Source organism: Sulfurisphaera javensis (genome assembly GCF_041154675.1).
Lineage (GTDB): Archaea > Thermoproteota > Thermoprotei_A > Sulfolobales > Sulfolobaceae > Sulfurisphaera > Sulfurisphaera javensis.
This window is the reverse complement of sequence record NZ_AP031322.1, coordinates 774,186-790,301: the sequence shown is the minus strand read 5'-3', so window position 1 is coordinate 790,301 and position 16,116 is coordinate 774,186. Positions and strand designations below refer to the sequence as shown.

At 32.2% G+C, this 16,116-nt stretch carries 10 protein-coding genes; 6 read left to right on the top strand and 4 right to left on the bottom strand.

Annotated elements, in window-relative coordinates; all coding sequences use genetic code 11:
• Positions 1–3: 3 nt before the first annotated feature.
• Complete coding sequence (gene cutA / locus ACAM25_RS04220; RefSeq protein ID WP_369611092.1) at positions 4–2,199, bottom strand: glyceraldehyde dehydrogenase subunit alpha; 2,196 nt, start codon at positions 2,197–2,199, stop codon at positions 4–6.
• Positions 2,200–2,342: 143 nt separating this feature from the next.
• Here cutA and ACAM25_RS04215 point away from each other — a divergent pair, with 143 nt between their 5' ends.
• Positions 2,343–3,848 carry an APC family permease gene (locus tag ACAM25_RS04215; protein WP_369611091.1) on the top strand — a complete coding sequence of 502 codons (1,506 nt, stop codon included), beginning with the start codon at positions 2,343–2,345 and terminating at the stop codon, positions 3,846–3,848.
• 112 nt (positions 3,849–3,960) lie between these two features.
• Here ACAM25_RS04215 and ACAM25_RS04210 read toward each other — a convergent pair whose 3' ends face one another.
• Complete coding sequence (locus ACAM25_RS04210; protein WP_369611090.1) at positions 3,961–5,280, bottom strand: hypothetical protein; 1,320 nt, start codon at positions 5,278–5,280, stop codon at positions 3,961–3,963.
• 289 nt (positions 5,281–5,569) lie between these two features.
• The gene (locus ACAM25_RS04205) at positions 5,570–6,436 is read right to left on the bottom strand and encodes a DMT family transporter (protein WP_369611089.1); all 867 of its coding nucleotides are present in this window, start codon (positions 6,434–6,436) and stop codon (positions 5,570–5,572) included.
• Between ACAM25_RS04205 and ACAM25_RS04200 the strand changes: the two genes are divergently transcribed.
• The 5 genes from ACAM25_RS04200 to ACAM25_RS04180 all read left to right on the top strand — a co-directional run bounded on the left by ACAM25_RS04200 (position 6,418) and on the right by ACAM25_RS04180 (position 15,050).
• On the top strand, positions 6,418–7,290 hold the full coding sequence (locus ACAM25_RS04200; protein WP_369611088.1) for a bifunctional 2-dehydro-3-deoxy-phosphogluconate/2-dehydro-3-deoxy-6-phosphogalactonate aldolase: 873 nt from the start codon (positions 6,418–6,420) through the stop codon (positions 7,288–7,290). The two genes, ACAM25_RS04205 and ACAM25_RS04200, sit on opposite strands and share 19 nt — an antisense overlap.
• A 40-nt stretch (positions 7,291–7,330) precedes the next feature.
• A complete protein-coding gene (gene kdgK / locus ACAM25_RS04195) occupies positions 7,331–8,266 on the top strand; it encodes a bifunctional 2-dehydro-3-deoxygluconokinase/2-dehydro-3-deoxygalactonokinase (RefSeq protein WP_369611087.1) in 936 nt (311 codons plus the stop codon).
• A 24-nt stretch (positions 8,267–8,290) separates the two neighbouring features.
• Entirely contained in the window at positions 8,291–9,811 is a 1,521-nt protein-coding gene (gene gapN / locus ACAM25_RS04190; protein ID WP_369611086.1) for an NADP-dependent glyceraldehyde-3-phosphate dehydrogenase, read from the top strand.
• Positions 9,812–9,944: 133 nt separating this feature from the next.
• Entirely contained in the window at positions 9,945–11,888 is a 1,944-nt protein-coding gene (locus tag ACAM25_RS04185; RefSeq protein WP_369611085.1) for an APC family permease, read from the top strand.
• Positions 11,889–12,125: 237 nt separating this feature from the next.
• Entirely contained in the window at positions 12,126–15,050 is a 2,925-nt protein-coding gene (locus tag ACAM25_RS04180) for a thermopsin family protease (protein WP_369611084.1), read from the top strand.
• A gap of 12 nt (positions 15,051–15,062) precedes the next feature.
• On the opposite strand, the gene ACAM25_RS04175 is transcribed toward ACAM25_RS04180, so the two are convergent.
• A complete protein-coding gene (locus tag ACAM25_RS04175) occupies positions 15,063–15,965 on the bottom strand; it encodes a hypothetical protein (RefSeq protein ID WP_369611083.1) in 903 nt (300 codons plus the stop codon).
• Positions 15,966–16,116 lie beyond the last annotated feature (151 nt).

Genomic DNA, 16,116 nt, shown 5'->3' with positions numbered 1-16,116 from the left:
ACTTCATAAAATAGATAATTCTTCCATTTTTACTGGAACCTTAGTAAATCTCTTTCCGACAGCTCTTTCAAGAGCTCTAATTAGTGCTGGTGGAGCTCCTATAGTAGCCCCTTCACCAATCCCCTTTGCTGGTAATGGAGCGTTTGACTTACCAATTTCCATATATAACCATTTCATATTGAATGCCTCAACTGCTGAAGGAATCAAATATTCTGCAAAAGTTGATGTTAATAAATTACCGTTTTTATCATAAACTATTTCCTCAAGTAATGATTCACCAAAGCCTTGAATAATACCACCATGAACTTGTCCCTCAGCTAACATAGGATTAACCACTGTACCTATATCATCAATAGCAACGTAGTCCAATACCTTAACTAAACCTTCTTCAGTTACTTCGACCATAGCTATATGAGAACCATACGGGAATGTGTAATTATCAAGTCCGAATGAAGCAGTAGCTTCTAATGTAGGTTCAGCCTTATAGCGCCAGACTCCCCCTAAGTTACTTGTTGCTTTTTGAGCTATCTCCTTTAAAGTCATTGATTTCCCAGATTTTGGATTGAAAACTTTTCCATCTTTATACTGTAATTCTTCAACATCACTTTTCATAAATGCTGCAGCTAGCTTCATAATGTTTTCCTTTAGTCTTCTTGCTGCTAATAAGGCAGCATTACCAGCTAAAGTCAAACTTCTACTTCCATAAGTCCCAAATGCGTTTGAAATCTTATCAGTATCACCCCAAACTACATCGACATCATCTATACTAATTTCTAATTCATCCGCTACAATTTGAGCAATTCCAGTACCAGTTCCTTGACCATGAGGTGCTGCACCTATTATAACCTCAACTTTTCCGTTTGAGAGGAGTCTCACAGAAGCGCTTTCCCATGGACCAAAGTTATTTTGCTCTATGTAGAACGAAAGACCTACACCAATCCTTTTTCCTTGTTTTCTTAATTCCTCAGCTCTTTTTTCCATTTCCCTATAATAACTTTCTGCTTTGGAGAGTAATGCTTTGTAATCACCAGAATCATATAAAAGACCCATTGCGTTTTTATAAGGTGTTGATTGTATTACGTTCTTTTTCCTTAATTCAATTGGATCCATTTTTAATTCATCAGCAACTATATCCATAATCCTTTCATAAACGAAAGCAGCCTCTGGTCTACCTGCACCTCTATATTGATCTAATGGAGTCTTATTTGTTAATACACCATAAATATTCACTTTAGCGTTCTTTATATCGTAAGGGCCAGTAATTAGAGTCGCTGGAATATCTGCTAAGTATGTACCATGCCATCCAGCACCTAAGTCTATTATTAAATCATCAATAATGGTGTTAATCTTGCCATCCTTAGAAGCTCCAACTTTTACTTTATGTATTTGCCCTCTTGAATGATAAGTAGAAAACATGTCATCTCTTCTAGTGTTAATTAGTTTTACTGGTCTCTTAAACGTTAATGCTGCATAAACAGCAATGTAATCCTCTGGATATGGGAATAATTTAGATCCAAATGCTCCTCCAACATCTGCTTGTATAACTCTTATATCTTTTACTTTATCACCAAAAGCTGCTAATAAGAAAGATCTCATGTAGTGTGGAGACTGGGTTGATGCATAAACTGTTACTCTATCTTGTTGGTAATCTACAACTAATCCTCTAGGCTCCATTGGCGCTGCATAAACTCTTGAGATTTCAAGTTTCTCTTCAATTTTTAAGTCAGATTTCTCATAAGCTTCTTCAGCATTACCACCAGAATAGGTCTTCTTATAAATTACATTATCTTTATCCTCTATAGCTTTTACCTCATTTTTTATAGCTTCTTCTGGGTCAATTACAGCTGGCAATTCTTCATAGTCAAAGGAAATATAATCTAGTGCATCTGTAGCAATATATCTATCCTTTGCAATTACAGCAGCTATCGGTTGTCCCATATAAAGTATTTCATCCTTAGCCATTGGAAAGTTTCTAGGCCTATTATCAACTTGAATGTTTAGCCCAGTTATTACTCCATAAACTCCATTTAGTTTTAAGGCATCAGAATACTCAACTCTCTTAAGTTTAGCATGAGAAACGTTACTTCTTAAGATACTTATATAGAGGTTTCCTTGTATTTCTATGTCGTCAACGTATCTTCCAGTTCCAGTAATTAACTTAAGGTCTTCCTTCCTCTTTACACGTTGACCGACGTACACATATTTGATAAGTTCCTAATGAGATAAAAACTTTCTCTTTTTACTTGATTAAGTAAAAAGATTGACAGAGGATAATGTAATATGTTTAAACGTGTAAGTAAAATTTTTAAACTCTTAGGAGAGATTAGTAAAAACGGAGATTTATGGAAAAATCACACCTTTTCATTAGGGAGAGTTCTGGTTTAATAAAACAAGTAAACTTCCTTGATGTTATTATGTTAAATATAGGAAATATGTCCGCAGGTTTAGCATTATACACTTCTATAACACCTTATGTTCAACCTGGTTCTAATTTACTAATTGCCACATTAATAGGATTTTTATTTGCCTTACCTCAAGCTTATATTTATACATACTTCGTTACAAAGATTCCTAGGACTGGTGGAGATTATGTTTGGATATCTAGGACATTAAATGGAGCAATTGGTACCGTGATGGCTTTATCATTAATGATTGAATCCTTAGCCTATTTTGCATTAACTGCTTTTTTCGCTTCTTCAGCAATCCAAACTGTGTTTAGTGAAATTGGTTCATTAAATTCAAATCAGGCCTTAATTAACCTTGGAAACGTGCTAACTCAACCAATTTACTCTTTCATTCTTGGTTTTGTAATATTTGCTATAATTATTGGGATAAATATAGTCAAAGCAAAGTGGGGTTACTCACTCATAAGCGTTTTAGGTGTAATTTCCTTAGCTACGACAATAATAGCTATGGGAGTAATATTAGCAAACGTTAACAACTTTGTAACAAAAGCCAGTAACATTATTACTCTTATGGGAGGAAACGTAACTTCTTACTCTGGGCCTACTTTTAGTTTATCAGCAACTCTCTTCATGTTACCTTTCTTGGCATTATACACTTTCCCATGGATGCAAGCTGGTCCAGCAGTAGCTGCTGAAATTAAAGGAAAGAACTCCCTTAAGTATAATGTCTTTATAAGCCTTATTTTAACTTTCATTATTGTAATGGCTGGTTATGGAGTAATGTATTATGCTGGTGGTTATTCCTTCACTACTGCTCAATACATAAATAACGGATTTATATATACTTTTTGGACAGTAGCTATTGGTTTATCAAGCAATCAAGTTCTAGAATGGATAATTGGCCTAGGCTTAATTTTATGGGAAGTATTTATATTAGCCTATGGTGCAATAGTCTTCTCCAGATATATCTTCGCAATGGCCTTTGATAGAGTTCTACCATCTTTCTTAACCAACGTTACTAAGAGCGGAAGTCCTATATTCACTCACTTGCTAGATTTAGGTGCTACTGCCTTCTTTTTAGGAGTTATAGTATTCTTAGGTTCACAAAACGCGTTAGCATTATATGGAGCTACGGTGTTAGGTGCACTTTATTTCTTAGTAGTCAGTATTGCTGGAATTATGCACGGTGTTAAATACAAAAACATAATACTAATACCTCTTGGTGCAATATCAGCTGGTTATTTCGCTTATCTAACTTACGTATCTGCCACTAACCCAGACTTCGGGTTTGTAAACTCTAATGGTATGCCAAATCCAATAACTTTAGCTTTTGTAATAGGAACTTTAGTTTTCTCAGCTTTAGTGTTTATAGCATCTTACATTTACAATAAGAGAAAAGGCGTGGATCTTAATATGATATATAAGGAAATACCACCAGAATAACTAGACAACTTCCTAATAACTGGGAAATCTAAAGAAGGTTTTTTATTGAAATAATAAAAATGCGAACATACTCGCAAAAGATATTGAAATTTTTTCATCTTCATAATAAAGATCAAACTTCTTTTGTAACGTAGTTCTCAACTGCTTTTCTCCAACTTATAAATAATAATGCTATATTAGAGACTACTATGAAGAGAATAACGTAAAGAGGGAAGTAAATAAAGAATTCAAATAATACTAAAATATAAACGGGGTATACAATTCCAGGTAAGAAAATTTTTCTAACTGTCATCTTCTCAATCACTATCCCTTGTTTGACTATTAATGGGGAATACAAAAAGGAATATGTAGCTGTTATAAAGAAAAGTGGAATAGAAGTGGCTAGTAGGAACTCATTGAGATTTCCTAGTAATGCGGATGTTAAAATAAAAGGAAGAAGAACGAGGTATAATGGTATAAGCTTTGAGGCAATATAATATCTAATAAACGTTTTTTCGTCCATAACAGTAATATAAATCCATATTGCTTCACCCAAAAGGGAATATTGAGCATACGACATAATCATAACAAGGAAAGAGACATGAATCACTAACGTTACTATGTTAATATAGAGAGGATTTCCTTTAAAAAAGTTCTCAAAGATATAATATACTATTGACAATATTAAGGAAATAATTACATATCCCCTTAATCTTATTGATGTAATCCCAATAGAGCCGGCTATTCTTAAGTTTTTCCTTAACATTGACATGAAAATCGAAGAGGAAAATACAATTTGTCTTCTTCTTTCTCCTAAAGCTAGAACAGTAAGTTGGGTAGGAATTGTATAATATTTGAAATAAAAAGGCAAAGTTAAGAGAGAGAAAGCAATATAAGTATAATAACCTTCAGGCTCACCGTAAATTATAGACAAAGGTGATAATGGAAATTTAAAGAGAAAAGAGAGAAACCATAACTCGATTAAGAGAAACAAGATCCATTTATATTTTGAAAGTTTAATAGCAATTACATTAAGCGTTGTAAATGAAAATGCCAATGAAATTACCAACGGTATTGAGTATATACCCATGATATAAGCCAGAAGAATGAAAGTAGGTAAAGAAAATGTTAACAAATTATAAATGATAGAAAAGATAAAGAAAGCTAACGCAAAATCTCTTTTATCTAGTGGAATGGTAAAGAGGAAGTCAAAGTCAGATTTATCATATATAAAGGTACCAATTGGATTACCTATACTAGCCATAAGGTTTATAGTAAGGAATAAGAACATTAGTAGATATAACGTTAAATAAGTTAAATAAGAAGTAGAAAGTTTAGAGTGATAAAATGCAAAGATACTTATAGCATAACCGATCATAAACACGCTACCAGATATTATAAGGGGTTTACTAAATCTCGTCTTTAGCTTTAGTTTTACAATTTTCCATATCATAATTGAGGCCCTTTTTCATTATTATTCTCAAGTCCTATGCATTCCACATTTTTAATTACTTATTAAAAAATATAAGATTACTGATATAATAACTCTAATCATCTTCTCGAGCGTTCATAAAATTCAGTAATAAATCTTCAATTTAAAATTTTGCACATAAGTGTCGTTAAAAAGCTACAAACTCTGGTACAAGTACTCTCTTATACTACTCACTCTAATAAGTATTTCATTATCTCACTGTTATTGACACTTTCATTCAGATTATGCAAATGCTTATTAAAGAAAAATCTTACCTCGAAGAACTTAGCAAAATGTAAAGTACAGCTAATAGAACTAATGCCGAACCTATGATCTGAAATAATGTAGGAATTTCATTAAATATAAAAACAGCTAAAATTGATGCTGAGACTGGCTCTAAAAGACCGATTATTTCTATATGTTGTGGTTTTACTTTACCAGAGGCTACTATTATTGAAGTGTGTCCAATTAACGTTGGTAAGAAGATTAAACCCAGAAGAGATAAGATTGAAATTTCATTAACTTTTCCAAATCCTTGAATTAGGAATATTGGAAAGGTAAAGATTGAAGATGAAAGATAAATTGATGAAGTTAATAAAAGAGGCTCTTCATTAACATTGCTTAGAAAAGTTGTGTATAGGGCTATTAGAAAGGCTGAAATAATTGCTATCACGTTACCTATTAAATACCCGATCTCGAGGGGGTAATTTATCAAGATAACTCCTAAAAAACCTATTATGCTTCCAATAACGTCCTTAATAGTGTTTTTAAATTTTGTAAATCTAGAAAGTAAAATTACAAAGAAAGGAGAAGTTGATACCAATACTGTAGCATCAATTATTGTAGTTTTGTAAACACTAATAATAAAAGTTATCATGTGTAGGGCTAGAAGAAAGCCAAAGAGAGAATATTTTAGAATTTTTCTCGGATTGATACTTGAAAAAAGTGAAAGTATCAAGCCAGCTACAAAGAATCTAAAGAAGGCTAAGGCTGAGGGAGTCATCCCAGAAAGCTTTATAAAGATTGAAGCAGTGCCAAAACTTATCCCACCAAAGACCAGAATAAGGTAGTACTTATTCATTTGATTAGGTATTTTAATAACTGTACTAAAATTTAAGTATGGAAATAGTAACTCCAATTCTTACACCATTTACAAAAGAAGGAGAAGTAGATGTTGAAAAATTAAAGAATCATGCAAAATATCTAATAGAAAATGGAATAGATATACTTTTTGTTAATGGCACTACTGGTTTAGGTCCCGCTCTTTCTAAAGAAGAAAAATTAAAGAACTTAAAAGCTATTTATGATGTTACAAACAAGATCATATTTCAAGTAGGTAGCTTAAATATTAACGACGTAATAGATCTAGTTAAAGCATCAAAGGATTATGACATAATTGGAATTGCATCTTATCCACCATACTATTTCCCTAGAATTCCAGAAAAAATGATACTTAAATATTTCTTAACAATTTCCAAATATTCTCCTCACCCTCTATATCTTTATAACTATCCTTTAGCTACTGGATATGATATTTCAGCAAAAACCCTCTATCAGATAAAGGATATAATGACGGGCCTAAAGGATACGAACCAAGACTTAGCTCATTCATTAGAATACAAAATTTTAATGCCTAATCTAAAAGTCTATAACGGTTCTGATTCCCTAGTATATTACTCTTTACTTTCTTTAGATGGAAGTGTTACAGCAGTATCTAACTATTTACCTCATTTAATGAGAAAAATGAAGGAATACATTTCAAAAAAAGAATTAGATAAAGCAATAGAATTACAAAAATTAGTTAACAAAGTCTTAGATATTAGTAGAAAATATGGTCAACTTTCCTCCATATATTATTTAGTTAAGGAATTTCTCGGTTACGATGTAGGTTATCCCAGAGGACCAATATTCCCTCTAGAAGATGATGAAGTAAAAGCATTACTAAATGAAGTCCAACCTATAAAAAAGGAAATAGAAAGGTTAGTTTTATGAGAGAGAAAAAGATAATATGGTTTTTTATAAACTTTTATTTATGGTAAAGTTAGTTACCCTTGGAGAAATTCTCATAGAATTTAATTCGTTAACACCGGGACCATTACGTCATGTAAATTATTTTGAAAAACATGTTGCAGGAAGCGAAGCAAATTATTGTGTAGCATTTATAAAACAAGGTAATGAATGTGGGATAATAGCAAGAGTAGGTGACGATGAATTTGGTTATAATGCAATTGAATGGTTAAGAGGACAAGGAGTAGATGTATCTCATATAAAAATTGACCCTACAGCACCTACTGGAATATTTTTCATTCAAAGACATTACCCAGTTCCTTACAAAAGTGATTCTATATATTATAGAAAAGGGAGTGCTGGAAGCAAACTTTCCCCGGAGGACGTTGACGAAAACTTCATAAAATCAGCTACTTTAGTTCACTCAACTGGAATAACTTTAGCAATTTCAACTACCGCTAAAGAAGCAGTCTATAAAGCTTTTGAATTAGCATCAACTAGGTCTTTTGATACAAATATTAGATTGAAATTATGGTCCGCTGAAGAGGCCAAGAAGGAAATTCTAAAGTTACTTTCGATGTATCATTTAAAGTTTTTGATAACTGATATAGATGATTCTAAGATTATTGTAGGGGAGAGCGATCCTGATAAGGTCTCTAAGGAACTTTCTAATTATGCTGAAATAATTGTTATGAAACTAGGTCCAAAAGGTGCAATCGTTTACTACGACGGCAAGAAATATTACTCCTCTGGTTATCAAGTCCTAGTAGAAGATGTAACCGGGGCTGGAGATGCATTAGGAGGTACTTTCCTTTCCCTTTATTATAAAGGATTTGAGATTGAAAAAGCATTAGACTATGCTATCGTAGCTTCTACGTTAAATGTTATGATAAGAGGTGATCAAGAGAATTTACCTACTACTAAAGATATTGAGATGTTTCTTAGGGATATGAAAAAATAAAAATGTAAAGAGAGAGAATAATATATGGTTTCACTAAAAGAGCTAAGTGGATTTAAAGATATATATACTGTAGATCCAGATGGCATACCAATTTTTAAAACATATTTAGCTGGCGAATGGGTCTCATCAAAAGACGTTGAAGAAATAAAATCTCCCATTGATCTAACTGTTTATGCCAGAGTTCCTAAATTGAACTATGAGATGGTAGACAATGTTCTTTCTACCTTATATAAAAAAGGAAGATGGGCAATTAGGGATATGCCAGGAGAGAGGAGGCTTAAAGTATATCATACATTAGCTGATTTAATCGATAAGTATAGGGAAGATTTTGTTGAAGTCTTAATGATTGGAAATGGTAAAACTAAGAGTGCTGCTGAAGGAGAAGTAAATGCAGCAATTGAAAGGTTAATTAGAGCCGATCTCGATGTTAGAAAGCTTTATGGAGAATACGTCCCAGGAGATTGGAGTAGTGAAAGCCTTGAAGCAGAAGCGATAATAAGGAGAGAACCTTTAGGAGTTGTTTTAGCAATAACTCCCTTTAATTATCCTTTATTTGATATTGTTAACAAACTTGTTTATACTACTGTTGCAGGTAACGCATTTGTATTAAAACCAGCATCGGCCACTCCATTACCAGCAATTATGTTAGCAAAATTATTAGAAATAGCTGGATTTCCAAAAGAAGCATTAGCTATAATTACAGTTCCAGGGCGTGAAATGGATAAGATAGTTTCAGATAAGAGAATTTCAGTGATTTCCTTAACTGGAAGTACCGAAACTGGGGATCATGTAATGAAGGTGGGTGGATTAAAGCAATATGTTATGGAGTTAGGTGGAGGAGACCCTGCAATTGTTTTAGATGATGCTGATCCTAAAACAACCGCACAAAAAATTGTAACTGGAATAACGAGCTACTCTGGTCAAAGATGCGATTCAATAAAGTTCATATTTGCTGAGCCAAAGATTTATGAAGAGCTAAAAGCTAATATTGTAGAAGAGTTAAAGAAGGTAAAGGTTGGTGATCCTAGACAGCCAGACGTTAATATGGGACCTATTATTGATTCTAGGACTGTTGATGAGTTTGAATATGCTGTAAAAGATGCTATTGACAAAGGTGGAATTGTACTTTATGGAGGAAAAAGACTCGGCCCTACGTATATTGAACCCACACTAATTGAAATTGGAAAAGAGAGAATTAAAGATCTTTATCTTTATAAAAAGGAGGTATTCTTGTCGGTTGCTGTAATAACTAAAGTTAATAACATTGATGAGGCGATAGAATTAAGTAATGGAAGAAGATATGGTTTAGATGCTGCAATATTTGGAAATGATATTACTAAAATTAGAAAGGCTATAAGAATGTTAGAAGTTGGTGCTATTTATGTTAATGAATATCCTAAACATGGTATTGGATACTTCCCATTTGGTGGAAGAAAAGATTCTGGTATAGGAAGAGAAGGTATAGGATATACAATAGAAAACGTTACAGCATACAAAACTATTGTATATAATTATCGTGGGAAAGGGGTTTGGGAATACTTGTAATGAAATGTTTTTAGCCAAACATTTAAAATCAAAAATTATAGTTTACTTAAAACTCTCTATCTTTTTTAAATCTACATAATTTATCATGTTTAGTACATGAATATTTATAAAGTATTTAGAACTATATATTTTGATGGCTGGAAGAGAAACTAAAGGTGCAAAAGATCTAGGCATTTCATCTGATAAACAATTAAGAAAATCATTAGGTAAATTTGAATTACTATATTTATCTCTAGGGGGAATTATTGGTTCTGGATGGCTATTTGCATCATTAGGTACAGCAGAATATGCAGGAGGCTCAGCAGTTTTAAGCTGGATTGTTGCTGGTATTCTAGTTTTATTTGTTGGACTTTCTTATGCTGAAATAGGGGCTGCTATTCCTAAAAGTGGTGGAATTACTAGGTATCCACACTATACTCACGGAGGGCTTGTTGGATATTTAATAACTTGGGCTTATTTCCTTTCAGCTGCCTCAGTACCCGCCATAGAGGCTGAAGCTGTTGTAACCTATGTAGCATCCTACGTTCCTTCATTGAGTTATACTGGGTACTTCAATGGTGCTCCAGTAACTTTATTAACTGGAGAAGGTATTGGATTAGCGATAGCATTACTGCTTATCTTCTTTTTCTTAAATTATTTCGGCGTAAATGTTTTAGGTAAAGTTACTCATGGTGCTGGATGGTGGAAATTACTTATTCCAACTTTAACAGTGCTCATAATCTTAGCTTTTGATTTTCATCCCTCTAACTTTACAGTTACAGGTTTCTTCCCAGCACCTCAGTACGTAGCTAAAGGTCCTTCAGGAATTTATGGATTTAACGCAGTTCTTTTTGCTATACCTACTACTGGAGTAATATTCTCATATTTAGGCTTTAGGCAAGCTGTTGAGTACGGTGGAGAAGGAAGAAATCCACAGAAAGATATCCCATTTGCTGTAATAGGATCTTTACTTATTGCATTAGCATTATATACTTTACTTCAAGTTGCATTCGTAGGAGGGATAGATTGGAATAAATTATATCTAAACGAATCTGGAACTTTAGTCCCTGTTACTCCAGGTAATTGGACAGCACTAGGCAATGCTGTAACATCTTCTGGTGTTGCTATTTCTTCAGCACCCTTCTTGATATTGTTACAAATTGCTCCAGTTGCTGGTCCAATATTAGCATTCTTCTCGATATGGGGAATAATACTTGTTATTGATGCCATAATCTCCCCATCAGGAACTGGATGGATCTATACCGGAACTTCTACAAGAACTATTTACGCATTTGCAAGTAATGGTTATTTACCAGAGATATTCCTTAAAATAGGAAAAACAAGAATACCTACATTTTCATTAATTGCATCTTTAATTATTGGAGCTATATTCTTATTACCATTCCCATCATGGTATGCATTAGTTGGCTTCATATCGTCAGCTACTGTATTAACTTACATTATGGGAGGAATAAGTCTAGCTGTACTTAGAAAACATGCACCAGAATTAAATAGGCCTTTTAAACTTCCAGCTGCAGCAATAATAGCACCTATAGCTACCTTAGCATCTGGATTAATAGTATATTGGTCCAGTTTTGCTGTACTTTTCTACGTCTTTACTGGAATTTTCCTTGGATTGCCCTTATTCTTTGCATTCTATGCTAGCAAGATGTTAGGAGTAAATAGAACATATGCATCAATAATTGGAGTATTAGATCTTGTAGCTGATTTGTTATTAGCTTTTGGATTATTTAATGCAACAAGTGGATTATCAGTAGCTAATAATCTTGCTTTTGCCATCTACATATTAGGAATACTAGGAATGTTAGCTGCTAACGTGTTATTTCTCCTTGGAAATGTAAGTGGAGATGTAAAGAAAGAGATAAATGCTGGTTGGTGGTTAATATTTTTCATTATTGCTATATATGTATTGTCATACTTTGGAGGATTTGGCTTAGACACAGTTATACCATTCCCATTGGATACAGTAGTAGCTGCACTCATAATATTATTATTCTATTTCTGGGCCGTAAATAGTGGATTTAGAACACAAGCAATTGAAGAGATACTTGAAGAGACAAAAGAAAGCAACATATAAAATATTTAAGCTATTCTTTTTTATATTTTTATATGTTACCAGCATTAATTCTAAGACTATTAACTTTTACTCTATATTTAAAACCATTAGTTAGTGATGTTATTCTGTTTGCATTTATTTTTCTTCTGTTATTCCTCGCAATACTATCCTTAATTCTTCTAGTAGTGTAAAGTTTAAAAATATCAATTTCAAGGTTTATATATGAAAATTCATTTGCTATTCTTGATTCTTATCTTAATGTCATTAATCCCAATTAGTTACTCAACTCAATTAACTGCTGAACCAAGATATATTCCATCAAATAAATATGCTATAGGAGTATCTAGTATATCTTCTACCCCAATAAGCACAAACGAAGTATTAGGTTATGTTAATATCTCCAGTATTGATACATCTTCTGCCTCATTACAATTTAATGCAGTTATTAAGGCTACTAACTACTTTGGACAAATATATGATTATTGGGTACAGAATATTATTGAATTTAATAATAATCAAATTTACTTTAATGATGAAATATGGAATTTCACATATTCTTACGCTAATATTTCTTCAAATCTTATACACGGAAATGGGAATGTGTATTCTACCAATATAAATGGCCATGTAGTAACTTACTACTCTTATTCTACTTCGCCACAATACTACTCAACACATTTAACTTACATACTGTTTATCTCTTTGTCCTACTCAACATCTTATTTAACTATCACAATTGGATATGGAACGCCATCTAATCCCACAAGTACACCATATGATGAAGTTACTATTCAAGTTCAGAATCTACAGTCAGCAACAATCTGCATTTCCTCCTCTTATACAGGTGCTGGATTACCGTATAGCATTGAACTAGTATGGGGAGGTAGTGGAAACGGAGGATCGGCATCATTTTCAGAGATGGACTCGCTTTTAGGTATATTTTATGAGGTTCAACCTAACTTATATTCACCTTTTCCACAAGTTTACGATTATGGTTTTGATACTGAAGAATCAGCAACTAATTTACAAGCATCTTTGGGTAATAAGGGATTTGTTCAGATTACCCTTGGCACTCCTAATCCTACATTTTTAACAAGTTTCTTTACTCCTCTTATTCCAGGTTGGACTGAGGTTACTGTTATAGCCAACTCAACCTATAATATTAATGGATATAATTTTTCCTATAATATGTTAAAGAACTATGATCCTTCAGATCATTATGGGCTTTCATGTTATATTTCGTTTACCTCTCCAAGTAGTCTTTCAGTAATTATTTACCCGATAGTGAAGCAAAACTATTTTATTACTCCATACATGGTTACAGTAATTGAACCTTATTCAAATCAAGAATATAATACAACTGAAACAACGTTTTCTTTAACCAATAACTATTATCTTTTAGTTGTCCATTATAAAATTCAGCCAAAGAAATTATTTCTTTATATAAATATACCTATGTGGGGATTAGTCAATGGAACTCTAATGTTAGTGAGAAGTGGATTTTATTACTATGGTACTATAATTTTACTTCCACCAGTGAACTATACTTATATCTCTTCTTTAGAAAGATACGCATTGTACCCCAACGTAACTTATATCCAAATTACTCAAAATGTTAGTATTTATGTTAACCAAGTATTACAATACTATGTTGAGATAAATTCGGCCTATCCATTATATGCATTTATTAACGGACATAAATTGACCTTATTTTCAAATTGGTTTAATGCATCATGTGTTGTAAATATTCCTAAGCAAACTTATTATATTAATTCCTTTCAAAGAGAAATTTTACTGAATCCAACTTCTTTTCAAATACTTTCTCCCATTAATTATACTGCTAAATGGTTAACACAATATTTTGTTAACATAACAACCGAATATCCTTTACTAGCTAAAATTAATAATAATATTATAAACTTGAGTTCTGGTTGGTACAATGAGAGTTTAAGAATTGTCATATTTTACCAGATTTATAATGTTTCTTATGGACAAAGGGAAGTTCTATTAAACCCAATTAATATTACTGTTACGTCATCATTTAATTATACTGCTAATTGGCTAACACAATATCTTATTCAAGTTAGCTTCCCTGTAAATGCTACAATTAATGGAAAAACTTTTGTATTTAATACTGGTTGGTATAATGAATCTGAAAAAATTGAAATAACTCAAAATACGCAATATGTTGGAAAATTTGAAAGAATTTATATTTATAATAAAACACCAATAATAATTATTGTAAATTCTCCTAAGAAAATCATAATCAATGCTACTGTCCAGTTTTACGTTTATTTTGAAATGAGTGTTATAGGTGAATTAAATGGCAGTAAAGAAAACTTTACATCAAATTGGTATAACATATATTCCTTAATTACGTTGAATCAGACTTACTTTAAATATATCTCTATAACGCAAAGGATAATGTATATACCTTCAGACATTAAGTTTATAGTAACACAGCCCTATAACATAACTTTTCTAAAAATCATGCAATACTATATATTCTTTAATTCATCCTTCCCATTAGTTGGAATAGTAAATGGAAAACAAATTACACTTAATAATGGTTGGTTTAATAATTCTGAGAGAATTGAAATACCATTCCAATATAAGATGATTTCAACTGAAGAGAGATACGCCTTGCTTAACCCAGAAAATCTAACAATAAATAAAAGTTTTACGTACTATGCTAAGTGGGGAATACAGTATCTTATCACTGTTAAGTCAAACCTTCCAGTTCACGCATTTGTAAACAATACAAATGAGAGTTTATTAACAGGTTGGTATAACGAATATGACATTATAAGGATTATAAACATTACATATTATATTAACTCCACAACTAGATACGCCATATATAATGCAACTCCATCATTAAACATTAGTGTTAAATCTCCGTTAAATATTACAGTCTATTATTTACAACAATATTTAGTTAACATTAACGGAAAGACATTTTGGGCGTTTAAAGGAAGCAAAATAACGTTATATGAGGTTGTTCCGTTTTATTATTCAGCAAAATGGATAGGAACATATACTACTAACAATAATGCAACGATAACAGTTGAATCACCAGTAAATGAAAAAATAGTACTTAAACTTAATTTGCTTAATATTATTTCCACTTTACTGACAATAGTAACAGCAATTGTAATAATAAGCAAAAAGAGATTTAAATAATACATAAAAAATTTATCTTTGAACTTCTCCCTTAACTTCCTTGCTTTTTCTTTTCATAACCTCCCTATATGATGATATAATACTTGTAAGCCCTATTAATCCTACTACAGTAACTACAAGTAGAAAGCCTATATCTATTGCATCTAAGTTAGGAATAGGATTTCCAGTTGATATTGCCCAATTATCGATAAAGGGAAAAGCAATTATTGCTAATCCGGCAATCACAAAGACTAGACCACCATAATATAATGTCCTACCTGCAGTCCTCCTAGCAATATAGGTTATTTCTTGTTCTGTCATTTTCTTCACTTTCATTATATTTGCAAATAATGCTCCGAATATGATTTGCATTATCATAGTACCTATTCCAAATAATGCTCCTGGTAATGGAGCATACCATATACTCGGCATTTGTGGTGCTAGGACAAAAGTAATTATACTTGCATATGCCCCAAAACCAAAACCTGCTATTAAACCATGAACTATAGTCATCTTTAATGGAACATCTCTTAATTGATTTTCTTCTTCCTCATGAATATTTCCATGTAAGAGTTTGTCTATTGGTAAATGTAAATATTTTCCTTTCAAGATATATGAACCTGCAATAGCCATAACTATACCTACAACGAAATAGACTGGCCCATCCAAGTTATATTCCTTGTATATTGCAGCTAATCCGATAAATCCTATAGTAGTTAAGAATGCTCTTTGAATAGTAAATCCTAGTGAGAATAGAAAACCAGCTTTCATTCCTCCCTTTGTACTATATTTACCAATTGCATAACTAAACGTTATAGGCCATGTATGTTCATCTGGAGTAGCACCATGTAACATTCCTAGAATTAAAGATATTAGTAGTATTTCTCCAACACTTAATCCTTCAGGTGGGTTTAGCAATTCAGAAATACTTATCATCATATATTAGGGTTTCCCTAAAGTTTAAAAATTTTACTATCTTTAATTTATGAACAGATTAATTAAATTTTAGGAAAAAGTTAATTGATAAGGAGGAGTTACAGTAACGTTCAATAATTAATCTTTCGTTAAAAATTTTGCATACTTGTAT

Bases quoted from the DNA above. Each gene is read 5' to 3' on its own strand.
- ACAM25_RS04200 (WP_369611088.1), top strand. From the start codon at position 6,418: ATGGAAATAGTAACTCCAATTCTTACACCATTTACAAAAGAAGGAGAA.
- ACAM25_RS04210 (WP_369611090.1), bottom strand. From the start codon at position 5,280: ATGATATGGAAAATTGTAAAACTAAAGCTAAAGACGAGATTTAGTAAA.
- ACAM25_RS04180 (WP_369611084.1), top strand. From the start codon at position 12,126: ATGTCATTAATCCCAATTAGTTACTCAACTCAATTAACTGCTGAACCA.
- kdgK (WP_369611087.1), top strand. From the start codon at position 7,331: ATGGTAAAGTTAGTTACCCTTGGAGAAATTCTCATAGAATTTAATTCG.
- ACAM25_RS04175 (WP_369611083.1), bottom strand. From the start codon at position 15,965: ATGATAAGTATTTCTGAATTGCTAAACCCACCTGAAGGATTAAGTGTT.
- gapN (WP_369611086.1), top strand. From the start codon at position 8,291: ATGGTTTCACTAAAAGAGCTAAGTGGATTTAAAGATATATATACTGTA.
- ACAM25_RS04215 (WP_369611091.1), top strand. From the start codon at position 2,343: ATGGAAAAATCACACCTTTTCATTAGGGAGAGTTCTGGTTTAATAAAA.
- ACAM25_RS04185 (WP_369611085.1), top strand. From the start codon at position 9,945: ATGGCTGGAAGAGAAACTAAAGGTGCAAAAGATCTAGGCATTTCATCT.